Genomic DNA, 24,279 nt, shown 5'->3' with positions numbered 1-24,279 from the left:
GTGCCGGGCATCAGTGCGAAATTCCCTCACGCACCGGGGTCTCGCCGATCACGGCCAGAATGGTCTCGCCGGCGACGATCCGCTGCCCCTTGACCACCGCAGGCGCAGTGCCCAGGGGCAGATAGACATCCACGCGGCTGCCGAAGCGGATCAGCCCGACCCGCTGGCCGACGGCGACAAAATCGCCTTCCTTGATGAACGGCACGATCCGCCGCGCGACCAGTCCCGCGATCTGCGTGAACCCGATGCGCGCGCCATCGCTGCGCTCGATCATGATGTGCTGGCGCTCGTTCTCGTCGCTGGCCTTGTCGAGATCTGCGTTGAGGAACTTGCCCGATATGTAGACGATCCGGCGGATCGTGCCGCCAATCGGGGCGCGGTTGATGTGGACGTCGAACACGCTCATGAAAATGGAAACCCGGTACATCGGATCGGTTCCAAGGCCTTCGGCCCCGGCCAGTTCCACGGGCGGCGGCACCAGCTCGATCATCGTGCACAAACCGTCGGCAGGCGCCACCACCAGCCGCTCGTCGAGCGGTGTGACCCGCGCCGGATCGCGGAAAAAGGCGAGGATCCACAAGGTTATCCCGGCCATCGGCCACGCCAGTGTTTCCCATGCCAGCAACGCGAAGATCAGCGTCATGGCAGCGGCGGCGACCGCAAACTTGCGTCCCTCCGGGTGTACCGGCGGCATGCTCCAGCTCGCCAGGCCCTTGCCCCGGTTATCCAGTAATTCTTGCGACATGCCGGACCTCTTAGGGGCTGCAGGCGGGTGTGACAACGCCCAAACCCCGCCTTGCGCGGCGAACCGTGTTGCAACGCAGCATTTTCATGCGCTTACCAGCGCCCGCACGCCCAGGCGCCGGGACCGGGTGCTGCACGGTTGAAACATGGGCGGACTTTGCTAAGAGCGTCCCATTCTACGATTCCTCCCTAGCAAGAAGGCGCAAATCCCGCATGGCCAAGATAAAAGTAGCCAAGCCCGTCGTCGAGATCGACGGCGACGAAATGACCCGCATCATCTGGGAGTGGATCCGCGAACGCCTGATCCTGCCCTATCTCGATATCGATCTGAAATATTATGATCTTTCGGTCGAGAAGCGTGACGAGACCAACGACAAGATCACCGTCGATGCCTCCAACGCGATCCGCGAGCATGGCGTTGGCGTCAAGTGCGCGACGATTACCCCCGACGAACAGCGCGTCGAGGAGTTCAATCTCAAGAAGATGTGGAAGTCGCCCAACGGCACGATCCGCAACATTCTGGGCGGCGTGGTGTTCCGCGAGCCGATCGTGATCTCGAACATTCCGCGTCTGGTGCCCGGCTGGACCGACCCGATCGTGGTCGGCCGTCACGCCTTTGGCGACCAGTACAAGGCCACCGATTTCCGTGTCCCCGGCCCTGGCAAGCTGCGTCTCGTATTCGAAGGCGAGGACGGCACCAAGATCGACGAGGAAGTGTTCCAGTTCCCGTCCTCGGGCGTCGCCATGGCGATGTACAACCTCGATGATTCCATCGCCGATTTCGCCCGCGCCTCGATGAACTATGGTCTCGATCGCGGATGGCCGACGTATCTGTCGACCAAGAACACCATCCTGAAGGCCTATGACGGCCGCTTCAAGGACATCTTCGAAGAGGTCTTCCAGGCCGAATTCAAGGACAAGTTCGACGCAGCCGGCATCACCTATCAGCATCGCCTGATCGACGACATGGTCGCATCGGCGCTGAAATGGTCGGGCAAGTTCGTCTGGGCGTGCAAGAACTATGACGGCGACGTGCAGTCTGACACTGTCGCGCAGGGCTTTGGTTCGCTGGGTCTGATGACTTCGGTGCTGATGACCCCGGATGGCAAGACGGTGGAAGCCGAAGCCGCTCACGGCACGGTCACCCGCCATTATCGCATGCATCAGCAGGGCAAGGCGACCTCGACCAACCCGATCGCATCGATCTTCGCCTGGACCCGCGGCCTAATCTATCGCGGCCGCTTCGACGAGACGCCAGAAGTGGTGCGCTTTGCCGAAACGCTCGAGCGGGTTTGCGTGGAAACCGTCGAAAGCGGCGCGATGACCAAGGATCTGGCGATCCTCATCGGCCCCGATCAGGCATGGATGACCACCGAGCAGTTCTTCGAAGCGATTCGCCAGAACCTCGAAACGGAAATGGGCACCTGGGCGTAAGGCGTTGATGGCACAGCGCAGCAGCAAGGCACGGTTGGAGGTACGGCAGGCCCGGCGGGGTGATATTCCCGGAATATCGCAACTCGTCGAGCGTGCCTATCCCAGCCTGCCACCGTACAAATTCGGTGAGCTGCGCGGGCAGATCAACAACTTTCCCCAGGGACAGTTCGTCGCCATTCTGGACGGCGAGATCGTTGGTTACTGCGCTTCGTCTCGGGTCACCGAGGCGATGGCGTTCGCCCCGCACGACTGGGAAGAGATCAGCGGAAACGGCTTCGGCACGCGCCATGTGCCCACCGGCGAATGGCTGTACGGCTATGAGATGTGCGTCGATCCGGCGCAGCGCGGCGTGCGCATCGGGAAGCGTCTGTACGAGGCGCGGCGCGCGCTCGCCGAACTGCTCGATCTCAACGGCATCGTCTTTGCCGGGCGGATCCCGGGATATGACAAGGCCAAGCGCACCAAGAAGACGGACAGTCCGGAAGATTACCTCGCCAAGGTGATCGACGGCAAGTTGCGCGATCCGGTGATCGGCTTCCAGATCGCAAACGGCTTCGCGCCGGTCGGCATCCTCACCCGCTATCTGCCCGAGGACAAGCAATCGCGCGGCCATGCGGTGCAGATGGTGTGGCGCAACCCCTATGTAAACCCAGACGAGCCGCCGACCCACCGCGTTCCGCGCGGTGTGGAGAGCGTTCGCCTCGCCACGGTGCAATTCCAGGCGCGTGCGGTCGCGAATTTCGAGGAGTTCGTGCGCAACGTCGAATATTTTGTCGATGTGGCAGCCGACTACAAAGCCGATTTCGTGCTGTTTCCCGAAATGTTCACCATGTCGCTGCTCTCCTTCGCCAAGAAGAAGATGGGGCCGCAGGAGGCAATCGAGGCGCTCAGCGAATTCACTCCGCGCATCCGCGACGAACTCACCCGGATGGCGATGGAATACAACATCAACATCATCGGCGGATCGCACCCGACGCGCGCCGATGACGGCGATATCCAGAATATCGCGCTGGTCGCGCTGCGCGACGGGTCGATCCATGCGCAGGAAAAGATCCACCCCACCCCCAACGAGCGCTATTGGTGGAAGATCAAGGGCGGCGACAGCATCGATGCAATCCAGACCGATTGCGGTCCGATCGGCGTGCTGATCTGCTATGACAGCGAGTTTCCAGAGCTGGCGCGACGTCTGGCGGATGAAGGAGCGCGGATCATCTTCGTGCCGTTCTGCACCGACAGCCGCGAGGCGTACATGCGCGTGCGCTATTGTTGCCAGGCGCGCGCGATCGAGAACCAGTGCTATGTCGTGATGTCGGGCAATGTCGGCAATCTGCCCGATGTCGAGAACATGGACATCCAGTATTCGCAAAGCTGCATCCTGACGCCGTGCGATCTGCCGTTCGCGCGCGATGGCATTGCGGCAGAGGCGAGCGAGAATGTCGAGACGCTCACCATCAGCGACGTCAACCTCGACGACCTCAGCTGGGCACGCAGCGAGGGCACCGTGCGCAACCTGGGCGATCGGCGCTACGATCTCTATCACATCGAATGGGACCGCGCAGTGGGACGCGGCACGGCCGCTGCCAAGCGCGAGCGCGCACGGCAGGCGGCGCCTGCCGGGCCGCAGGGCGGCGGCGGCGGATAAAGCGCTGCCACGGCGCGATTAAAGGCTGACAGCCGCGGCGGCATCGGTCATTACCTGATCCATGCACAATCCGCTCGACAATCCGGTTTTCAGCGACGCCCTGGTCATTCTGGGCGCGGCAGGGATCGTCATCCCGGCCTTCGCCCGCTTCCGGATCACGCCGATCATCGGTTTCCTGCTGATCGGCATTCTGGTCGGACCTTCGGGGCTGGGATCGCTGGTGGATGAATATCCCTGGCTGTACCACATCACCATTACCGATGCGGAATCGATCGGGCCCTATGCCGAGTTCGGCATCATCCTGCTGCTGTTCACCATCGGGCTGGAGCTTTCGTTCAAGCGGTTGTGGAGCCTGCGAAAGCTGGTGTTCGGGGTCGGCGCCGCCGAGCTTTTGCTGTCAGCGCTGATCATCGGGGCGGCGCTCAACCTTGCCGGGCAGAACTGGAGCGGCGCGATCGGGCTGGGGCTGGCGCTGGCGTTGTCGTCCACCGCGCTGGTGCTGCCCATGTCGGGCACCACCTCGCCGGTGGGCCGAGCGGCGCTGGCGATGCTTCTGTTCGAGGATGTCGCGATCGTACCGATCATCTTCCTGCTTGGCGCGCTGGCACCGATGGCAGGCGCGGTGGGCGGCGCGGATCTGGGGATGACGCTGCTGCTGGGTGTCGCAACGGTGGCGGCGATGCTGGTGCTGGGGCGGCTGATCCTGCCGCGCATGTTTGCGCAGGCCGCGCGCACCAAGAGTCCCGAACTGTTTCTTGCCGCCAGTCTGCTGGTGGTGATTACCGCCAGCCTAGCCACCGCATCGGTCGGGCTGTCGCCGATCGTCGGCGCGCTGCTCGCCGGGCTGATCATCGCCGAGACCGAATATCATGGCGAGGTCGAAATCCTGATCGAACCGTTCAAGGGGCTTGCGCTGGGCGTGTTCCTGATCACCGTCGGCATGTCGATCGATCTGCGGGTCATCGCTGCCTATTGGCAGGAACTGGCGATCGCAGTGGTCGGCGTGGTGGTGGTCAAGGCGGTGGTCACCGGGCTGTTGCTGCGGGTCGCAGGTGCGCGGCGCGGCACGGCGGCAGAGGCCGGCGTGCTGATGGCGAGCCCGTCCGAGACCACGCTGATCGTGCTGGCAGCAGCGGTGCAGGCGCAGCTCATACAGTCCTCGACCGCGCAATTCTGGCAGATTGTTACCGCGATCGGGCTCACCATCACCCCGCTGCTCGCCAAGCTGGGCCACTCGATGGCGCGACAAATCGAAATGCGCGCCAGCGATGCCGCGCCGATCGACCAGTCGGACATCGCCAATGATCGCACCGTGATCTTCGGCTATGGCCGTGTCGGCGAGATCATCGCGGCGATGCTCAAGGAGCATGAACAGCCTTTCGTAGCGGTGGAATCGAACGTCGATGTCGTGATGGATGCGCGCCGCGCAGGCGTCCCGATCGTGTTTGGCGATGTCGCGCGCCCCGAACTGCTCGACCGGCTGCGGCTGGGCCATGCCCGCGCGCTGATCCTGACGATGGACGATCCGGTGCTGGCGGTGCAGATCGTGCGGCGCGTGCACGGCTGGGTTCCCGACCTCACCATCATCGCCCGTGCGCGCGATACCGAGCACGCCGCCGAGCTTTACCGCGCCGGGGCCACGCTGGCGGTGCCCGAAGCGCTGGAAAGCTCGCTGCAGCTTTCCGAGGCGCTGTTGGTCGATCTGGGGATAGCGATGGGCCATGTCATCGCGTCGATCCACGAAAAGCGCGACGAGATGCGCCGCCGGATCATGGACGAGGGCGAACTCGACGAGAAGCCCGCATTGCGCTCCAGCGAGGTCGCTGCGGGGTAGGGCCATCTTTCTCCCCTCCCGCAAGCGGTAGGGGAGAGGCGTTCTGTCACCCCAAAGCGGCCTGCTTTTCCTCCGCCAGCCGGTCGAGCTCGGCGCGGGACTTCTTCTCGGATGCGGATTTCAGCTGGCCGCACGCGGCCATGATGTCGCGGCCGCGCGGGGTGCGCACCGGGGCGCTGATGCCGCCTTCGAACACGATGTCGGAAAAGCGCTTGATCCGCTCGGGGTCCGAACACTCGTAGATCGCGCCGGGCCAGGGATTGAACGGGATCAGGTTGACCTTGGCGGGCAGGCCATAACCCTTGATCAGCCGGACCAGCTCGCGCGCATCCTCGTCGGTGTCGTTCTTGTCCTTGAGCATCACATATTCGAAGGTGATGCGCCGCGCGTTGCTCGCGCCGGGATAGTCGGCGCAAGCCTGCAGCAGCTCTTCCAGTCCGAATTTGCGGTTGATCGGCACGATTTCGTCGCGCACCTCTTTGGTCACCGCATGCAGCGAGACCGCAAGGTTCACCCCGATCTCCTCGCCACACCGCGCCATCAAGGGTACCACGCCGCTGGTCGAAAGCGTGATCCGGCGCTTGGAAAGCGCCAGGCCATCGCCGTGCATCACGACCTTCATCGCATCACGCACGTTGTCGAAGTTGTAGAGCGGCTCGCCCATGCCCATCAGCACGATGTTTGTGAGCAGCCGGCCATCGGCGGTGTAGGACGCAGCGTCCTCCTCGTCGTCGAGCTGGTCCATCGCGCCTTTCGGCCATTCGCCCAGTGCATCGCGCGCCAGCATCACCTGGCCGACGATCTCGCCCGGGGTCAGGTTGCGCACCAGCCGCATCGTGCCGGTATAGCAGAATCGGCAGTTGAGCGTGCACCCGACCTGACTGGAGATGCACAAGGTGCCCCGGTCCGCATCGGGGATGAACACCATCTCGTATTCCTGCGAGTCATCGGTGCGCAGCAGCCATTTGCGGGTGCCGTCACTCGACACCTGCGCCTCGACCACCTGTGGACGGCCGATGACGAAACGCTCCTCCAGCCAGGGCCGCATCTGCTTGGCGATGTCGGTCATGCTGTCGAAATCGGTCACGCCGCGGTGATAGATCCAGTGGAACAGCTGCTTCGAGCGCAATTTGGCCTGTTTGCGGTCGAGCCCGGCAGTCTCGAGCAAGGCGGCGATGTCCTCGCGCATCAGCCCCATCAGGTCGGAACGGCCATCGGCGCGTGGCGTGATCGGGCGCGGCACGGGAACGGGATCGATATGGCCGGGGATGGCTATGTCCATCGAGGTCGCGGCGGAAGCTTCGAGGGAAGTGTCGGTTGTCATGCGCGCCACATAGTCAATCGGGCCGCCAAATGCTACCTCCGCGGTCCAAGCTGTTCCCCGCCAGCATGCAGGAGTTTCCATGGACCGGTTCTTCACCCTCATTGCGACCCAAGTCTCGCGCGCCGTGGGGCAACCTTTCGCCTTTGTTGCGGCGATGGGCATCATCTGTGTCTGGGGGGTGACCGGGCCGGTGTTCGGCTATTCCGATACCTGGCAGCTGGTAATCAACACCGGCACCACGATCATCACCTTCCTCATGGTATTCGTCATCCAGAACAGCCAGAACCGCGATGCCGCCGCGATGCAGGCCAAGCTCGACGAGCTGATCCGCACCCAGCAGGATGCGCGCAACGCGTTTATCGGGATCGAACACCTCACCGAGGTGCAGATCGAAAAGATCCGGGCGGCGCTGGAAAGCGAGGGCGAAGCGCAGGAAGAGGCGCGGCTGGAGCGCCACGAGAGCGTCGACCGGTTCCTGAAGCGGCTTTGATCAGGGGCGCTGATCAACGGTCCCGGGCACAGCCCAAGGCGGCAGCGTCGAGCGCGGTGGCGGCGCCCTTGAGCAGATAGACATCGCGTATCGTTCTGCCGTCCGCGCCATCGGCGCTGGCGGTCATCTCGCGCGCCGAGCGCATCGCCGCAATGATGCTGGCGTCCATCGCTTTGTCGCTGGCCCAGGCGTCGCCGCCGCCGCCGATGAGCGTGAACCTGCGCACGCCGATGGTCAGCGTCACCGGGCTTCGCCTTGCCATCGGGCGGCTCAGCCTTAGATGAAACTGGCCCCGCACTCCGCGCCTGGGCCAATAGCCGATGCTGGCGAACGGGCGGTACTGGCGGGTGCCGCGCACGGTCTCAGGCTGGGATATGGCATAGCAGCGCGGCACCTGCGGGTCGCGAAACGCACCCCAGCTGTCGAACACGCCCAGGCTGTCGCGCGCCTGGAGCGGAGCGGCGGCGATCAAGGCGACCGTTGCCGCCAGCGCCGCCAGCCCCCGTCTCACGCATGGCCTCCGCCGGTGCCGGTGACAACGATCTCCTCGCGGCCATCGGCGATCATCACCACCGATCCCTGCGGCAGTCCGGGGGCGACCGGGGCGCCGAACACCGGGTGCGGCGGCAGGCCGAGCAGCACGCCGCGCAGCACCCGGCTCGAAATGCCGTGCATGATCACCAGCCGGTCGCCGGGGTCGGCGGCATGCTCCGCCAGCCAGTCGATGACGCGATCGGCGATCTCGGGATAACTCTCGCCATCGGGCGCGCATCTGAGCAGCATTTCGGGTGCCTCGATCACCGGGCCGACCTCGGCGATGACGTCGGCATAATAGCGCCCGCCCCAGCAGCCCATGCCGATCTCGACCAGCCGGGGGTCGTGCGCCGCATCGTGCCAGTCGAGCCCGAGATGCTCGGTGATCACCGCCAGTGTCTGCAGCGCGCGACCGGTGTCCGATGCGTGGAGCGACAGGGCAGGGCGGGGGCCCAGCACCCGGGCCAACGCCGCGCCCATGCCATCGGCCTGAGCAAAGCCTGTGCGGGTCAGCGGTGTGTGGAGATGGTCGCCCTGCAGCCTTTTGGCGGCGTTGAACACGGTTTCGCCGTGCCGCGCGATGAACAGGCGCCCAGCCATGGGAGGGCAGGAAAAACGAGAATTTTGCGTCATATCGGTCCCGTTTCGGCAATAGTGGCGGCGCGTGCAAGCCCGGGCGCCCATTTTCCACAGTTTAAACGGAATTCCGCGGCTATCGGCTTGCGGGAAAAGCCAATATTGTTAATGAAGTTGGTCCGGATTCTGCCATTATGGCAGGGCATGTCTTTTGGTTTTGAGGCCGCCCGGCCTCGGGGGATTTTCATGAAAGCGACAATCGAACGCGCGACGCTCCTCAAGAGCCTCAGCCATGTTCAGTCGGTGGTGGAACGGCGCAACACGATCCCCATTCTGTCCAACGTGCTGATCGAGGCCTCGGCAGATGGCGCACTGCGCTTCATGGCGACCGACCTCGATCTGCAGATCGTCGAAACGATGAGCGCCTATTCGGTAGAAACCCCCGGATCGATAACCGTTTCGGCGCACACCCTGTTCGAAATCGCCCGCAAGCTGCCAGACGGCAGCCAGGTGATGCTCGATGCCGCCGACGGCAAGATGCTGGTCCGCGCCGGACGCAGCCGCTTCACGCTTCCCACGCTGCCGCGCGACGATTTCCCGGTGATCGCCGAGGGCGACCTGCCGACCAGCTTCGAGCTGGCCGCGGCAGAGCTGGTGCAGATCATCGACAAGACCCGCTTTGCGATCTCCACCGAAGAGACACGCTATTATCTCAATGGTATCTTCCTGCACGTCGCCGACGATGATCGCCCGGTTCTCAAGGCTGCGGCGACCGATGGCCACCGGCTGGCGCGCGTCACGCTCGACCGTCCCGATGGCGCAGAGGGGATGCCCGACGTCATCGTTCCGCGCAAATGCATCGGCGAACTGCGCAAGCTGCTCGACGAACGCGGCGATGCCAAGGTGCAGGTCGACCTGTCCGCCAGCAAGATCCGCTTCACTTTGGGCAGCGCGATCCTGACCTCCAAGCTGATCGACGGGACCTTCCCCGATTACAGCCGGGTGATCCCGACCGCGAACGACAAGCTGCTCAAGATCGACCCCAAGGCTTTCGCTCAGGGCGTCGATCGCGTCGCGACCATCGCCACCGAAAAGACCCGCGCGGTCAAGATGGCGCTGGAAAAGGACAAGATCACGCTGTCGGTCACCAGTCCGGAAAACGGCACCGCGGCTGAAGAGGTCGAGGGCGAATATTCTAGCGACGGGTTCGAAATCGGCTTCAATGCGCGCTATCTGCTCGATATCCTGGGTGAGCTAGAAGGCGATGTCATCGAACTGCATCTGGCCGACAGCAGCGCGCCGACGCTGATCCGCGAAAACGACAAATCTAACGCGCTGTACGTCCTGATGCCGATGCGCGTCTGACGCCATGCCCGGCGTCGGGGCCTTTGTCCTGATCGCCGTTATCCTTGCACTGCTGGTGCTGGTCTACCGGTTCGATCGAACCGGGGGAACTCTGACCCTGTTTGCCAGCCTGTTCGTGATCGCGCTGCTGGTGCTGATGCTGTTGATGGCTGGCCTGGTCGTCGCCGCTGGCGCAGTCTGAACACTCCTTGCCCACACAGCAAAACGCCCTCCCGGTTGGACCGGGAGGGCGTTTTTGCGTTTCGGTCTCTTATCGGCTCAGCGCCAAAAACTCAGCGCTTGTCGACCGGAACATAGGGACGCTGCGTCGGGCCGGTGTACAGCTGGCGCGGGCGACCGATCTTCTGGCCGGGATCGGAGATCATCTCGTTCCACTGCGCGACCCAGCCGACGGTGCGCGCAAGTGCGAACAATGCGGTGAACATCGTGGTCGGGAAGCCGATCGCCGAGAGGATCACGCCCGAATAGAAATCGACGTTCGGGAACAGCTTCTTCTCGATGAAATAGGGGTCGTTGAGCGCCATTTCCTCGAGCTGCAGCGCAACCTCGAACACCGGATCGCTGACCTTGAGTGCCTCGAACACTTCGCGCACGGTCTTCTGCATCACCGTCGCACGCGGATCGTAGTTCTTGTAGACGCGGTGGCCGAAGCCCATCAGGCGGAACGGATCGTTCTTGTCCTTGGCACGCGCAATATAGTGCGGGATCTTGTCGGGAGTGCCGATCTCGCGCAGCATGTTGAGCGCTGCCTCGTTGGCGCCGCCATGCGCCGGGCCCCAAAGGCAGGCGATGCCCGCAGCGATGCACGCGAACGGATTGGCGCCCGAGGACCCTGCCAGGCGAACGGTCGAGGTCGAAGCGTTCTGTTCATGATCGGCGTGGAGGATGAAGATGCGGTCGAGCGCGCGCTCGACCACCGGGTTCACCTCATAAGGCTCTGCCGGAACGCCGAAGGTCATCTTGAGGAAGTTGCCGGTGTAGGACAGCGAGTTGTCGGGATAGACGAAGGGCTGGCCGACCGAATACTTGTAAGCGGCAGCAGCAATCGTCGGCATCTTGGCGATCAGCCGATGGCTGGAAATGCGGCGATGCTCGGGGTCGGCGATATCGGTCGAGTCATGATAGAAGGCAGAAAGCGCGCCGACGACACCGCACATGATCGCCATCGGGTGCGCATCGCGACGGAAGCCGCGATAGAACTGCATCAACTGCTCATGCAGCATGGTGTGGCGCGAGATGGTGTAGGTGAAGGTGTCGAGCTCGTCCTTGCTGGGCAGTTCGCCGTTCAGCATAAGGTACGACACTTCCATGAAGCTCGAATCCTCGGCGAGTTCGCCGATCGGATAGCCGCGGTGCAGCAGCACGCCTTCATCGCCATCGATATAGGTCAGCGCGCTGTCGCAGCTGGCGGTGGAGGTGAACCCCGGGTCATAGGTGAAGCAACCCGTCTCGGCATAAAGCTTGCGGATATCGATGACATCCGGGCCGATCGTTCCCGACCGGATGGCATAGCTGCTGTCCTTGTCGCCGATCTTCAATGATGCGCTGTCTGACACGGTTCGTTCTCCTCAAAGCGGTTCTTTGGCAAGCTAGTGGTGTGCGTGAGGCCCCTCAGGCGGCCACGCGCGTGACGTCGTTGATCCGGGCGAGCGATTCCTCGCGTCCCAGGAGTTCGAGCACATCGAAAATGCCCGGAGAGCGTGCCTGCCCGGTCAGGGCGGCGCGCAGCGGCTGGGCGTAAGTACCGAGGCCGTGCCCCTGAGCCTCGGCGAATTGCGTAACCTTGTCCTCCAGAGCGGCGGCAGTCCAAGGCGCTGTCTCGGCCAGAACTGGCGATACTGTCTGCAAAATCGCGATCCCATCGCCTTCTAGCAAAGATTTTGCTTTCTCGTCCATGCCTAAGGGTCGCGTCTTGAAGAGAAACTGAGCGCCATCGGCAAGCTCGTTGAGGTCGCGCGCGCGAAGCTTCATCACCGGCATCGCGCGGGCAAGCAGGTCGGTACTGGCGGCGGCATCCACATCCGGCATCAATGCGGCAACCCGCGGCGCGACCAGGGCGGCGAGCGCGGCGTCATCCATCTCGCGTAGATACTGGCCGTTCAGATTGACGAGCTTCTTGGCATCGAAGCGCGAGGGCGACTTGCCGACATTGGCGAGGCTGAACAGCTCGACCGCCTCGGCGCGCGAGATCTTCTCGCGGTCGCCATAGCCCCAGCCCAGCCGCAGCAGATAATTGAACATCGCATCCGAGACGATGCCCATGTCGTCGCGGTAATTCTCGACACCCAGCGCGCCATGCCGCTTTGACAGCTTGGCGCCGTCGTTGCCGTGGATCAGCGGGATATGCGCATAGATGGGCTCGGGCCATCCCATGGCCTGGATCAGCACGAGCTGGCGGAAGGCATTGTTGAGGTGATCGTCGCCGCGGATGATGTGGGTAACGCCCATGTCGTGATCGTCGACCACGACCGCGAGCATATAGGTCGGCGTGCCATCCGAACGCAGCAGGACATAGTCGTCGAGCTCGCGTGCGTCGACGGTGACCGATCCCTGCACCTCGTCGGCGATGGTCAGCTTGCCGGTCTGCGGCGCCTTCAGCCGGATGACATAGGGCGCGCCTTCGGGCGCTTCGGATGCGTCGCGGTTCCGCCAGCGGCCATCATAGCGCATCGGCAGCTTCTTTTCGCGCTGCTCGGCGCGCATCGCCTCCAGCTCTTCTGCGGTGGCGAAGCACTTGTACGCATTGCCCGCAGCCAGCAGCTGATGCGCGACCTCGGCATGGCGGCCTGCGCGTTCGCTCTGGAACACCGGGGTGTCGTCCCAGTCGAGACCCAGCCAATCGAGCCCGGCAAAGATTGCCTCGATCGCTTCGGGGGTGGAGCGCGCCTTGTCGGTGTCCTCGATCCGCAGCAGCGCCTTGCCGCCGTGATGCCGCGCGAACAGCCAGTTGAACATCGCGGTGCGCGCGCCGCCGATGTGGAGGAAACCGGTCGGCGAAGGCGCAAAACGGGTGACGACCTGTCGGTCGGCCATGGCTGCCGAAACAGGCTGATTTTCGCCGCTTGCACTCACTTACGCTTTCCTTTCAAACTCGCCCGACATGGCAATTTCGACCGCCTCTAGCACGGCTTTCTGGCAGCGACAAATGGCCAGTTTGTCCCGTTTTTTACCGCCTGTCGGTCTCGGCGCGGCGGCGGAGCGCTTTGTTCTGGCAGAGCGCGATCAGCTGCCGCCCTGGATCGTGGTGGCCTTTGGCGGCGGCATTGCCGCGTGGTTTCTGCTGCCGGGCGGCGCGTGGCATGCGGCGGTGGTCGCGATGGGACTGGCGGTGGCGCTCGCGGTGCTGGGGCTGCGGGGCGGCTGGACTGCGATGGAGCTGGGGCCACGTTGCGTGTTCGTCGCTGCGCTGATGATCGCCGCCGGTACCGCGCACATGGCCTGGCGCGCCGAGCGAGTCGCCGCCGATCCACTTCCTGCGCCGTGGTTCGGCACGCTCACCGGGCGGGTGATCGAGCGCGAGATGCAGCCCGCGCGCGAGCAGGTGCGGCTGGTGCTGCGAACCGCACCCGCGCTTGGTCTGCCACAGACGGTGCGGGTGAACCTCGATCTGGCGAAGGACGATCCGCAGGCGCGCACCGGAGCGATCATCAGCGCGCGCGCGCGGCTGATGCCGCCTGCGCAGGCCTCGCTGCCTGGAGGCTACAGTTTCGCGCAGCGCGCATGGTTCGAGCAATTGGGCGCCACCGGCAGCATGCTCGATCGCCCAAGCATCGTGCAAGCGGCAGCCGGGAGCAGCGGGCTGGATTCGCTCCGCGCGCGGCTCTCGGCACATATCCAGGCGCAGGTCGGCGGCGGGGCAGGGGGCATTGCCGCGACGCTCGCGACCGGAGATCGCGGCGCGATCGCCGAAGAGGATGCCGAGGCGATGCGCCGCAGTGGTCTTGCGCATCTGCTCTCGATCAGCGGGCTGCATGTCACTGCGCTGATCGGTGCGGTCTGGCTGGTCACGCTGAAGGTGCTGGCGCTGTCGCCGCCGCTGGCGCGCGCCTGGCGGTTGCCTTTGGTGGCGGCGGGGGCGGGCGCGCTGGCGGGGATCGGCTACACTCTGCTCACCGGCGCAGAAGTTCCCACGATCCGATCGTGCGTTGCGGCGCTGCTGGTTCTGGTCGCACTCGCGCTGGGGCGTGATCCGGTCTCGCCGCGGCTGATCGCAGCAGGTGCGATGCTGGTGCTGCTGGTCTGGCCCGAAGCGCTGATGGGGCCGAGCTTCCAGCTGAGCTTTGCGGCGGTGACCGCCATCGTCGCGCTGCACGACCATCCCAGGATGCGCGCCTGGGCCGCAGCGGACTATTCCTGGCCGGGGCGAGTGGCGCGGTTTCTGGCGATGCTGTTCCTCACCGGGTTGCTGATCGAATTCACGCTGATGCCGATCGCGCTGCACCATTTCAGCAAGGCCGGTCTGTTTGGCGCGCTCGCCAATATGGTGGCGATTCCGCTGACGACGTTCGTCATCATGCCGCTCGAGGCACTGGCGCTGGTACTCGATCTTGCGGGCTGGGGAGCACCAGTCTGGTGGCTGTGCGGCGTGGCGCTCGAGGCCCTGCTGGCGCTCGCGCATGCGGTGTCCGATACTCCCGGGGCGGTCACCTTGTTCCCCAGAATGTCCGGTTGGGTGTTTGCGCTGTTCGTCACCGGCGGGTTGTGGATGTTCCTGTGGCGTAGCCGTGCGCGCTGGCTGGGGCTGGCGCCGATCGCGGTCGCCAGCGTTCTGGTCGCGCTGCAACCGGTGCCCGATCTGCTTGTCACCAGTGATGGGCAACATCTCGCGGTGGCCGGGGAGCGCGGGCAGATGGTGGTGCTGCGCGCGCGCATCGGCGACTATGCGCTGCAGACGCTGAGCGAAAGCGCGGCGTTCGAGGGGCGGGCGACCGCGATGCAGGACTGGCCGCAGGCTGCGTGCTCCGCAGAGTTCTGCAGCTTTGCTCTGAGCTCAGGGCAGCGACGCTACGCGGTCCTGGTCGGGCGCAACCGCGAGCGGGTGCCCGAACGCGGGCTCGCCGCTGCCTGTCGCCGCGCGGATATCGTGATCGCGGGCCGCTGGCTGCCGCGCAGCTGTCGCCCGCGCTGGCTCAAGGTGGATCGCAGGATGCTGGCCGAGACCGGCGGGCTGGCGCTTTATCTCGGAGACGAAGCGGTGCGCACCGTTGCTGCGGACCATCGCGGCCATCCCTGGTGGGACCGGGCGGTGGAACAGCGCGAGCAGGCGATGGAGGCCAAACGCGCCGCGCGGCTCAGCACTCCACCACGTTGACCGCAAGCCCGCCCTGCGAGGTTTCCTTGTAGCGCTCGTTCATGTCGAGCCCGGTGCGGCGCATCGTCTCGATCACTTCGTCCAGACTGACGCGATGGGTGCCGTCGCCCATCATCGCCAGCCGCGCTGCCTCGATCGCCTTGACCGCGCCGACCGCGTTGCGCTCGATGCATGGCACCTGCACCAGCCCCGCGACCGGATCGCAGGTGAGGCCGAGATTGTGCTCCATGCCGATCTCGGCGGCGTTTTCGACCTGCATCGGCGTCCCGCCCCAAGCAGCGACCAGCCCGGCGGCGGCCATCGAGCAGGCGACCCCGACCTCGCCCTGGCAGCCGACTTCGGCGCCCGATATCGACGCATTCTCCTTGAACAGCGACCCGATCGCCGCCGCGGTGAGCAGGAATCGCTCGACGCCTGCCTGATCGGCACCCGGAGCGAAGCGATCATAGAATCGCAGCACCGAGGGGACAATTCCTGCGGCGCCATTGGTGGGCGCGGTGACGACCTTGCCGCCGGCCGCGTTCTCCTCGTTCACCGCCAGCGCCCACAAATTGACCCAGTCGATCACGGTCAGCGGGTCGGAGAGCATCCGCTCCTGTCGCGCCATCAGATGCGCCATGATCAAAGGCGCGCGGCGCTTGACCCGCAGACCGCCGGGAAGCTCGCCGCCGGTGCGGATGCCACGGTCGATGCAGGCGGACATTGCGGTGGCGATCTCTTCCAGCCCTGCCGAAAGCGCCCCGGCATCGCGCGCCGCCAGCTCGTTTGCGCGGGTGATTTCGGCGATCGAAAGCCCGGTCTCGGCGGCAATCGCCAGCAGCTCGGCGCCCGAGCAGAAAACATGAGGCGGATCCCACAGCCCGCCTGCGCCCGGCGCATTGCCACCGGTCTCGTCCTCATCGACCACTGCGCCGCCGCCTACCGAGAAATACGCGCGCTGATCCAGCTGCGACCCGCTCGAGTCGAACGCGGCAAAGGTCATCGCATTGGAATGATAATCGAGCCGCTCGCGCTGCAGGAACAACAGGTCTGCCGCCTCGTCGAAGCTAATGGCGTGACGCTTGCCGAGCAATATCTCGCCCGACGCCCGAATCTCGGCAATCAGCCGGTCGGCGGCATCGGGATCGCAGCTCACCGGCTCTTCTCCGGCAAGACCCAGCAGGATCGCCCGGTCGCTGGCATGGCCCTTCCCGGTCAGCGCGAGCGACCCGTAGAGCCGGGTCTCGACCCGGGTGACGCGCTCCAGCACGCTGCGGTCGCTCAGGCGCTCGACGAACCGGTTGGCCGCGACCATCGGCCCCATGGTGTGCGAACTCGACGGGCCGATGCCGATCTTGAACAGATCGAAGACTGACGCGACCATGCTATTCTCCTGCGCGAACCGTTGGATCAGTCCGTCGCCCGGCCCTTAGCGCCCAGCAGATGGCGTTGCCAGAAGGCGAGTGTGGTCCAGAACATGTAATCGGCGTTTTCTTTGCGGCGAAAACCATGACCCTCGTTGCGCGCCAGCAGGTGCCAGGCGGTGCCGCCGCGTGAACGGATCGCTTCGATGATCTGGTCCGCCTCGCTCGCCGGAACGCGCGGATCGTTGGCGCCGGTGACCACCAGCAGCGGGATTTTCAGTTCGTCGACGCGGGTGAGCGGGCTGATCTCTTCCAGCTTGGCGCGCAAGGCTGGGACTCGCTCGTCGCCATATTCAAGGCGTCTTAAATCCCGCCGGTATTCCTCTGTATTTTCAAGGAAAGTGACAAAATTCGAGATCGCCACGATGCAGTTTGCGGCGTTGAACCTGCGGCCATAGCGAATGGCGCTGGCATAGCACATATAGCCGCCATAGCTGCCCCCGGTGACGCCGAAGCGGCGCTGATCGAGCATCGGATGCCTCGCCAGTCGGTCGAGCAACGCGCCAATGTCCTTGACCGAATCCTCGCGCAGATACGGACCGTTGTCGAGGCTCACAAACCGCTTGCCGAACCCGGTCGATCCCCGGACGTTGGGATAAAACAGAGCAATTCCAAGCTCGTTGACCAGATAGTTGGTGCGCCCCAGAAAGCCCGCCGTAGCCTGACCCTCCGGGCCGCCATGGATCGACATAATCAGCGGGCGCTTGCCGGGGTGGCGCAGGGGATCGGGGCGGTAGAGCAGCCCGGAGACCGATTCGCCATCGAAGCTCTTGATCTCGACCAGCTCTGGCATGACGTTCTTTGCGGGATCCAGCCCGCCGGTCTCGCTTTCGGTCCACCGGGTGATCTGCAGCGTCACCGGATCGAGGCTATACGCATCCCCGGGCGACTGGTTGGAAAAGACGGTGAAGCCCAAAGTACCCCAGGGCGCAAACTTCATCCCCGTGCCGATTTCGCCCGGCGGCAGGCCCGTGACCAGCCGCTTTTCACCGCTTGCGATGTCATAGAGGTGAAGCCGAGAAAATCCTGCTTCGTTAACGACATAAGCGATGGTCTTGCCATCATATGCGATATCGAAATTGCTGATGTCCCAGCGGCCGCCATCGATCATCGGGGTGAACAGGCCGGTATCCATATCGAGCAGCCCGATTCGCTGCACGTCGGAATCCTTGTCGCTCGAAACCCAGAGCCGCCCATCGGGCGCGAACTTGAGATTGCCATAGGCCACCGGCGTCGCATCGCGCGAGACCTGGCGGAAGGTGCCGGTTTCGACATTGATCAGGTGCAGCTGGCTGTCGGTGACCGACACATAGTTGAACACCAGCAGATCGCGGCCATTGGGCGCGAAATCGATCGCCGCCCAGCCGCCGCTGTCGCTCGACAACACCAATTGTGCCGACTTGGGGTCGCGCGGGTCCATGACATAGATGTCGTTGAACACCCCGGTGCGCATGTTGCTGCCAAAGGCCACCAGCCTGCCGTCATCCGACCATGGCCCCAGCGCGTGGCGGCTCTTGCCGTCGGTGAGCAGCGTCATCCGCCCCGAATCCAGCGCATAGATCTGCGAGACCTCGTTGCCGCCGGCGTCCTTTTCGACCAGCAGCATCGATCCGTCGGGCGACCATGTCCCGCCGAAGATCGGCTCTTCTTCAAAGCTGATCTGCCGCCGTGCGCTGCCTGGCGCCGCGACCCGGTGCAATTGCGCGACGTTGCCGAACCGGGTGGTGATCAGCATCGAGCGGTCCTGCGGGTTCCACCCGGCAAAGCTCGCGGTTCGATATTCCAGATAAGGCCGGGTGTCGGCCACAAGCGACATCGGGATCGGCGGCACGCCATCGGCGAGCATGGCGGCGGGGGGCGGGACCGATGGCTCTGCCCCGTCGGTTTCACGCGCCTCGATCGGTCCGGTGGCAGCCATGCACAAAGCGGCGCACAGGCCGGATACGGCCGTCCACCATCTTGCTCTGCGCATCTGCGATCCCTCCTGTTCTGGTTGAGCGCTGCTCTATTCGGCAGCAGCGCGCTTGGCAATCGGTGCGGTGACGCAGCCTGCTGCGCGTTAGCCCTAGGCAGCCCCGCCAGCACGCCCTAGAAGCGCCCGGATGAACCGCCCCGCCGCCCGTTCTCCTGCTCCCTCTGCCGCCCCGTTCGTCCTTCTCGACGACGCCCGCACCGGACACGCCAGCGCCGCCCGGCTTTACAGCAATCCCGTCCGTTGCCTGCGCGCGCAGACCGCAGGCGAGTTCGACCGGTTGCTCGAGGAACTCAAGGCCGCAGGGCGCGAGGGGCTGCATGCGGCGGGCTATCTTGCCTATGAGGCAGGGCTTGCGCTCGAGCCGCGGCTGCGTCCGCTGCTGGAGGCGCTGCCGCCGATGACCCTGGCGTGGTTCGGGTTGTTCGAGCGCCATGACGTCATGCCGCCCGATCAGGTGCCGGCCTGGCTGGCACAGCAGGGTGGGGCAGGCGAGGCCTATCTTGCGCCCGCCCGCCCTTCGATGGCGGCGGCCGATTATGCCGCGCGATTTGCCCGGGTTCACGAAGGCATCGCCAGTGGAGACATCTACCAGGCCAATCTCACCTTTCAGAACGAGGCCGCGATGTCGGGGCATCCGCTGGCGCTGTTTCGCGCGCTGCGCGCGGGCTCGGCGGCGGGCTATGGCGGGGTGGTGTTCGATGGCGAGGACTGGTTGCTCAGCCTTTCTCCCGAACTGTTCTTTTCGCTGCGCGAAGGCCAGGTCACCGCGCGCCCGATGAAGGGCACCGCACCGCGCCAGCACGATCCCGCGCGCGATGCCGAGGCCGCGCGCGCGCTGGAGGCATCCGAAAAGGACCGCGCCGAAAACCTGATGATTGTCGATCTGCTGCGTAACGATCTGTCGCGGATTGCCGATCCCGGCAGCGTCGCGGTGACCGATCTGTTCCGCATCGAAAGCTATCCCACCGTCCACCAGATGACTTCGACCGTCCGCGCGAGGCTGGCGCCGGGGCTCGATGCGCTTGACATCCTGCGCGCCATCTACCCTTGCGGGTCGATCACCGGGGCGCCCAAGATCCGCGCGATGGAAATGCTGCACCAGATCGAGGCCGGCCCGCGCGGCATCTATTGCGGTTCGATCGGCCGGATCGACCCGCATGCGGGCGATGCGCCGGGCGACTCCGCGTTCAATGTCGCAATTCGCACCTTGCATCTGGCAGGCGTTGCGCAAAAGGTCTCGCTGGGTCTGGGATCGGGCGTGGTCGCGGATTCCGAGAGCCAGGACGAATGGCGCGAGTGTCTGGTCAAGGGGGCGTTCTTGAAGGCGGCGACGAAGAATTTTGATCTCATCGAGACCATGGGTTTCGATCCAGCGCAGGGAATTATCCGTCTGGAGTTGCATCTGGAGCGGATGAAGGCGAGCGCTGCGGCGCTCGGATTTTCATTCGATCGGCATGCGGTGCGCAATGCGCTCAACCATGCCTGCTTCTATCTCGACGCGCCCACGCGCATCCGTCTGCTGCTGGCGGCCGGCGGCGATACCGCGATCGAGATGCGGCCCGCGCCCACGCCGATGGCCGAGCCGCTGGGCGTGGTCATCCGTCCGATGATGCTGGCGGCAGGGGATATCCGGCTGGCGCACAAGACCACCGACCGCGCCTGTTACGACCAACCCCGCATCGATGCGAAGGCGCAATGCGGCGCGGACGAAGTGCTGTTCATGGATGCCGATGGCGCGCTGACCGAAGGCAGCTTCACCAGCCTGTTCGTCGAACGCGATGGCATGCTGCTCACCCCGCCGCTCGTTAAGGGACTGCTTCCCGGCGTCTTGCGGTGCGAACTGCTGGATCAGGGCAGGGCGATAGAAGCCGTGCTGACCGGGGCGGATCTTGGCCAGGGCTTCTGGCTGGGCAACTCGCTGCGCGGGCTGATGCGGGCGCGGCTGATCGATTGATCGAACGGGGCGTGCTGCCTGCAGAATGACCTGAACACTCCCCTGTGCCGTGGTTCACAGCGGATACAGGCGAAACAGGCGAGCTTGGGGAGGGCCAAGCAAAGCCATCCGGCACATTGCTTGATTCGCACCCGGCGCGGCTTATGTCGCTGCCAAGATTGTAACCCCGCACGTCCTGGTGACGAACATCGTCGTGCGGATACAAGAAGACGAGATCGAGATGAGCAACATTCTGACATCGGACCTGTTCCGCAATTTCATGGGTGGATTCGCGCTGGGCGCGGTCGCCTTGTTTGCCCTGCAACCCCGCGATGCCGACGCCAGCCCCCCTGCTGCGCCCGTCGTGCAGGAAGCGGCTATGGAGAATCCCGACAGCTGATGACCCTTCGCACCCGCACTCTTTCCGCCCTTGCCGCAATCGGCCTGATCGGCGTTGCCGCGATCACCGTCGATGGTGGCGCCGCAGCGTTCGCCGCCGAAGAGGCCAAGATCATTCCGGCGCCCAAGCTGAAAGCAGTGGAACCGGGCAAGCAGCGCGTCGCGATCTTTGCTGGCGGCTGCTTCTGGGGCGTGGAGGGCGTGTTCAGCCATGTGAAGGGCGTCAAGAGCGCGGTCTCGGGCTATCATGGCGATGACAAGGCCAACGCCAGCTATGACGAGGTGTCCAGCGGCGCAACCCGGCACGCCGAATCCGTGCGGGTGGTTTATGATCCTGCGCAGGTCAGCTATGGCCAGCTGCTCCAGGTCTATTTCTCGGTGATCGCCGATCCCACGCTGCTCAACCGGCAGGGGCCGGATACCGGCCGCCACTATCGCACCGCTCTGGTGCCGGTGGACAAGGGCCAGGCGCAGGTCGCGCGTGCCTATATCGCCGAGCTGGAGAAATCGGGCGCATGGAAGAAGCGTATCGTCACTGCGGTCGAGCCATACAAGGCGTTCTATCCCGCCGAAACCTATCATCAGGACTTCATGTTCAAGAACCCTGACCACCCCTACATCCTGCGCTGGGATGCGGTGAAGGTCGCCAATCTCAAGCGTGTCTTTCCTGCACTCTATTCGGCAAAACCGGTACGCGGCTGACCGCAGCGCGACATCGTTGCCATTGCAACCGGCAGGTGCCGCGCGTAGATATGGCGGATGTCCATCGTCAAAGACCACGGCCACAGGCACAAGGAGCATGAGGGGGCAGACCTTGCCCATGCTGCGCGCGTATCGCTGGAAGCAGCGGGCGAGCAGTGGACCGACATGCGCGAGTCGATTTTCACGGCCCTGGCCGATATCGAAAAGCCTGCCTCAGCCTATGATATCGCCGATGCTGTCAGCAAGGCGCGCGGCAAGCGCGTCGCGCCCAACAGCGTCTACCGCATTCTCGACCTGTTCGTGCGTACCAACCTGGCGCGGCGGGTAGAGAGCATCAACGCCTATATCGCAAATTCCCACCCCGGGTGCCTGCATGACTGCATCTTTCTGGTGTGCGATTCGTGCGGATCGGCGACGCATATCGATGATGACGGCCTGTCGCGGAGTGTCCGCAAGACCGCGGAAGCCGCAGGCTATGTCGATATTCGCCCGGTTATCGAGGTGCGTGGCCGCTGCGCGGACTGCGACTGAAACTCCGCATTTGCGGAACTGTCCAAAAAACTTTACACTCAGACCGCTTGTCCATGTCGATCAATCGACAGAGCCCGCAAATGGGGCTAGGATTCGCGGTTGAAAGGGAACTCAATGACCAATCTGCCCGCCACACCGCTGCTTGATACCGTCGAAACACCGGCCGACCTGCGCAAGCTCAAGCCCACGCAGCTGCGCCAGCTGGCCGACGAACTGCGGCAGGAAGTGATCTCTGCGGTATCGGTGACCGGCGGACATCTGGGCGCGGGCCTGGGCGTGGTCGAGCTGACCACTGCGATCCATTATGTCTTCGATACCCCCACCGATCGGCTGATCTGGGATGTCGGCCATCAGTGCTATCCGCACAAGATCCTCACCGGACGTCGCGACCGCATCCGCACGCTGCGCACCGGTGGCGGGCTTTCGGGCTTCACCAAGCGTTCCGAAAGCGAATATGATCCGTTCGGCGCGGCGCACAGCTCGACCTCGATCTCGGCGGCGCTTGGCTTTGCCACCGCCAACCAGATGACCGGCGCGCCGGGCAAAGCGATCGCGGTGATCGGCGATGGCGCGATGAGCGCGGGCATGGCCTATGAGGCGATGAACAACGCCGAGCGCGCGGGCAACCGGCTGGTCGTGATACTCAACGACAACGACATGTCGATCGCGCCGCCGGTCGGCGGGCTTTCGGGCTATCTTGCGCGAATCGTCTCGAGCCGCGAATTCCTCGGCGTGCGCGAGGCATTGAAGCGTCTGGCGCGCAAGCTGCCCAAGAGCCTGCACCAGGCCGCACGCAAGACCGACGAATATGCTCGCGGCATGGCGATGGGCGGCACGCTGTTCGAGGAGCTGGGCTTCTATTATGTCGGCCCGATCGATGGTCACAACATGGACCAGCTGGTCGCGGTGCTCGAGAATGTCCGCGATGCTGCCGAAGGGCCGTGCCTGATCCATGTCGTCACGCAGAAGGGCAAGGGCTATGGCCCGGCCGAAGCGGCCGCCGACAAATATCATGGCGTCGCCAAGTTCGATGTCGTCACCGGCAAGCAGGACAAGGCAGCCGCAGGCCCGCCCGCCTATCAGAACGTGTTCGGCGAAACATTGGCGAAGCTCGCCGATACCGACCCGACCATCTGCGCGATCACCGCTGCCATGCCCTCGGGCACCGGGGTGGACAAGTTCGCCAAGGCGCACCCCGATCGCAGCTTCGATGTCGGCATTGCCGAGCAGCACGCGGTAACCTTTGCAGCGGGGCTCGCTGCGCAGGGCATGCGCCCGTTTTGCGCGATCTATTCGACCTTCCTGCAGCGCGCCTATGACCAGGTCGTGCACGATGTCGCGATCCAGAACCTGCCGGTCCGCTTCGCGATCGACCGCGCCGGGCTGGTCGGCGCCGATGGTTCGACCCATGCAGGCTCGTTCGATGTCACCTATCTCGCGACATTGCCCAACATGGTGGTGATGGCGGCGGCCGACGAGGCCGAACTCGTCCACATGACCTATACCGCCGCGTGCCACGACAGCGGTCCGATCGCGTTCCGCTATCCGCGCGGCAACGGCACCGGCGTCGCGCTGCCGCAGGTGCCCGAGCGGCTCGAGATCGGCAAGGGCCGTATCGTGCGCGAGGGCAAGAAGGTCGCGATCCTCTCGCTGGGCACCCGACTGGCAGAGGCGCAGAAGGCTGCCGACCTGCTCGACGCCAAGGGTCTGTCGACCACGGTCGCCGATCTGCGCTTTGCCAAGCCGCTCGACGAGGAACTGATCCGCAAGCTGCTGGCGACGCACGAAGTGTGCGTGACGGTGGAAGAGGGCGCGATCGGCGGTCTGGGCGCGCATGTGCTGACCATGGCATCGGACGCCGGGCTGATCGATTCCGGCCTCAAGCTGCGCACGCTGCGGCTCCCCGATACCTTCCAGGATCACGACAAGCCCGAAAAGCAGTATGCCGATGCCGGGCTGGATGCCGATGGCATCGTCGATTGCGTGCTCAAGGCGCTGCGCCACAACAGCGCGGGCGTGGCGATCGTGGGGGATGGCGCGCGCGCCTGATCCCCCTTCGCAAGCGAACACTAAAAAGCCCGG

General features: G+C 64.6%; 20 protein-coding genes. 12 read left to right on the top strand and 8 right to left on the bottom strand.

Annotated features, from left to right (window positions below; genetic code table 11):
- Positions 1-10 precede the first annotated feature (10 nt).
- Positions 11-745 carry a phosphatidylserine decarboxylase gene (locus IP68_RS08595; protein ID WP_054134575.1) on the bottom strand — a complete coding sequence of 245 codons (735 nt, stop codon included), beginning with the start codon at positions 743-745 and terminating at the stop codon, positions 11-13.
- 212 nt (positions 746-957) lie between these two features.
- Here IP68_RS08595 and IP68_RS08590 point away from each other — a divergent pair, with 212 nt between their 5' ends.
- From IP68_RS08590 to IP68_RS08580, 3 genes are all read left to right on the top strand, one after another.
- Positions 958-2,178 carry an NADP-dependent isocitrate dehydrogenase gene (locus IP68_RS08590; RefSeq protein WP_054134574.1) on the top strand — a complete coding sequence of 407 codons (1,221 nt, stop codon included), beginning with the start codon at positions 958-960 and terminating at the stop codon, positions 2,176-2,178.
- 7 nt (positions 2,179-2,185) lie between these two features.
- A complete protein-coding gene (locus IP68_RS08585) occupies positions 2,186-3,820 on the top strand; it encodes a bifunctional GNAT family N-acetyltransferase/carbon-nitrogen hydrolase family protein (RefSeq protein ID WP_054134573.1) in 1,635 nt (544 codons plus the stop codon).
- A gap of 61 nt (positions 3,821-3,881) precedes the next feature.
- On the top strand, positions 3,882-5,654 hold the full coding sequence (locus tag IP68_RS08580) for a cation:proton antiporter (RefSeq protein ID WP_054134572.1): 1,773 nt from the start codon (positions 3,882-3,884) through the stop codon (positions 5,652-5,654).
- 46 nt (positions 5,655-5,700) lie between these two features.
- On the opposite strand, the gene rlmN is transcribed toward IP68_RS08580, so the two are convergent.
- A complete protein-coding gene (rlmN, locus tag IP68_RS08575; protein WP_197275757.1) occupies positions 5,701-6,978 on the bottom strand; it encodes a 23S rRNA (adenine(2503)-C(2))-methyltransferase RlmN in 1,278 nt (425 codons plus the stop codon).
- A gap of 79 nt (positions 6,979-7,057) precedes the next feature.
- Between rlmN and IP68_RS08570 the strand changes: the two genes are divergently transcribed.
- Positions 7,058-7,468: a low affinity iron permease family protein gene (locus IP68_RS08570; protein ID WP_054134571.1), complete on the top strand. Its 411-nt coding sequence runs from the start codon at positions 7,058-7,060 to the stop codon at positions 7,466-7,468.
- A gap of 13 nt (positions 7,469-7,481) precedes the next feature.
- Here IP68_RS08570 and IP68_RS08565 read toward each other — a convergent pair whose 3' ends face one another.
- Together IP68_RS08565 and IP68_RS08560 are read right to left on the bottom strand one after the other, a co-directional pair.
- On the bottom strand, positions 7,482-7,979 hold the full coding sequence (locus tag IP68_RS08565; protein ID WP_231683835.1) for a hypothetical protein: 498 nt from the start codon (positions 7,977-7,979) through the stop codon (positions 7,482-7,484).
- Complete coding sequence (locus tag IP68_RS08560) at positions 7,976-8,602, bottom strand: histidine phosphatase family protein (protein ID WP_231683832.1); 627 nt, start codon at positions 8,600-8,602, stop codon at positions 7,976-7,978. The genes IP68_RS08565 and IP68_RS08560 overlap by 4 nt, the downstream gene beginning before the upstream one ends.
- A gap of 222 nt (positions 8,603-8,824) precedes the next feature.
- Between IP68_RS08560 and dnaN the strand changes: the two genes are divergently transcribed.
- The gene (gene dnaN, locus IP68_RS08555) at positions 8,825-9,943 is read left to right on the top strand and encodes a DNA polymerase III subunit beta (RefSeq protein WP_054134569.1); all 1,119 of its coding nucleotides are present in this window, start codon (positions 8,825-8,827) and stop codon (positions 9,941-9,943) included.
- Between the two features lie 4 nt (positions 9,944-9,947).
- Positions 9,948-10,124 (top strand): hypothetical protein, encoded by a 177-nt coding sequence (locus tag IP68_RS20180; RefSeq protein WP_156318005.1) that lies wholly within the window; start codon positions 9,948-9,950, stop codon positions 10,122-10,124.
- A 91-nt stretch (positions 10,125-10,215) separates the two neighbouring features.
- Here the strand turns inward: IP68_RS20180 and IP68_RS08550 are convergent, their stop codons facing one another.
- Both IP68_RS08550 and gltX read right to left on the bottom strand, forming a co-directional pair.
- Positions 10,216-11,499, bottom strand: a complete 1,284-nt coding sequence (locus tag IP68_RS08550) for a citrate synthase (RefSeq protein ID WP_054134568.1) — start codon at positions 11,497-11,499, stop codon at positions 10,216-10,218.
- A gap of 55 nt (positions 11,500-11,554) precedes the next feature.
- Positions 11,555-12,976 (bottom strand): glutamate--tRNA ligase, encoded by a 1,422-nt coding sequence (gene gltX, locus IP68_RS08545; RefSeq protein WP_054134567.1) that lies wholly within the window; start codon positions 12,974-12,976, stop codon positions 11,555-11,557.
- A gap of 112 nt (positions 12,977-13,088) precedes the next feature.
- Here gltX and IP68_RS08540 point away from each other — a divergent pair, with 112 nt between their 5' ends.
- Positions 13,089-15,254, top strand: coding sequence for a ComEC/Rec2 family competence protein (locus tag IP68_RS08540; protein ID WP_054134566.1), 2,166 nt, complete (start codon positions 13,089-13,091; stop codon positions 15,252-15,254).
- Here the strand turns inward: IP68_RS08540 and IP68_RS08535 are convergent.
- Together IP68_RS08535 and IP68_RS08530 are read right to left on the bottom strand one after the other, a co-directional pair.
- On the bottom strand, positions 15,235-16,617 hold the full coding sequence (locus tag IP68_RS08535) for an L-serine ammonia-lyase (protein WP_054134565.1): 1,383 nt from the start codon (positions 16,615-16,617) through the stop codon (positions 15,235-15,237). The genes IP68_RS08540 and IP68_RS08535 overlap by 20 nt on opposite strands.
- Before the next feature lie 26 nt (positions 16,618-16,643).
- A complete protein-coding gene (locus IP68_RS08530; protein ID WP_231683823.1) occupies positions 16,644-18,629 on the bottom strand; it encodes a prolyl oligopeptidase family serine peptidase in 1,986 nt (661 codons plus the stop codon).
- A 130-nt stretch (positions 18,630-18,759) separates the two neighbouring features.
- Here IP68_RS08530 and pabB point away from each other — a divergent pair, with 130 nt between their 5' ends.
- The 5 genes from pabB (at position 18,760) to dxs (ending at position 24,246) form a co-directional block, all read left to right on the top strand.
- Positions 18,760-20,586 carry an aminodeoxychorismate synthase component I gene (pabB, locus tag IP68_RS08525; RefSeq protein WP_054134563.1) on the top strand — a complete coding sequence of 609 codons (1,827 nt, stop codon included), beginning with the start codon at positions 18,760-18,762 and terminating at the stop codon, positions 20,584-20,586.
- 178 nt (positions 20,587-20,764) lie between these two features.
- Positions 20,765-20,965, top strand: coding sequence for a hypothetical protein (locus IP68_RS08520; RefSeq protein ID WP_054134562.1), 201 nt, complete (start codon positions 20,765-20,767; stop codon positions 20,963-20,965).
- A complete protein-coding gene (msrA, locus tag IP68_RS08515; RefSeq protein ID WP_054134561.1) occupies positions 20,965-21,666 on the top strand; it encodes a peptide-methionine (S)-S-oxide reductase MsrA in 702 nt (233 codons plus the stop codon). The genes IP68_RS08520 and msrA overlap by 1 nt, the downstream gene beginning before the upstream one ends.
- A 57-nt stretch (positions 21,667-21,723) precedes the next feature.
- Positions 21,724-22,197: a Fur family transcriptional regulator gene (locus IP68_RS08510; protein WP_054134560.1), complete on the top strand. Its 474-nt coding sequence runs from the start codon at positions 21,724-21,726 to the stop codon at positions 22,195-22,197.
- A gap of 114 nt (positions 22,198-22,311) precedes the next feature.
- Positions 22,312-24,246 (top strand): 1-deoxy-D-xylulose-5-phosphate synthase, encoded by a 1,935-nt coding sequence (gene dxs / locus IP68_RS08505; RefSeq protein ID WP_054134559.1) that lies wholly within the window; start codon positions 22,312-22,314, stop codon positions 24,244-24,246.
- The last annotated feature ends 33 nt before the right edge of the window (positions 24,247-24,279 follow it).

This window comes from Blastomonas sp. AAP25, from assembly GCF_001295965.1.
Lineage (GTDB): Bacteria > Pseudomonadota > Alphaproteobacteria > Sphingomonadales > Sphingomonadaceae > Blastomonas > Blastomonas fulva.
Note: the sequence above shows the minus strand (reverse complement) of the source record. Positions and strands in the feature narration are given on the sequence as shown.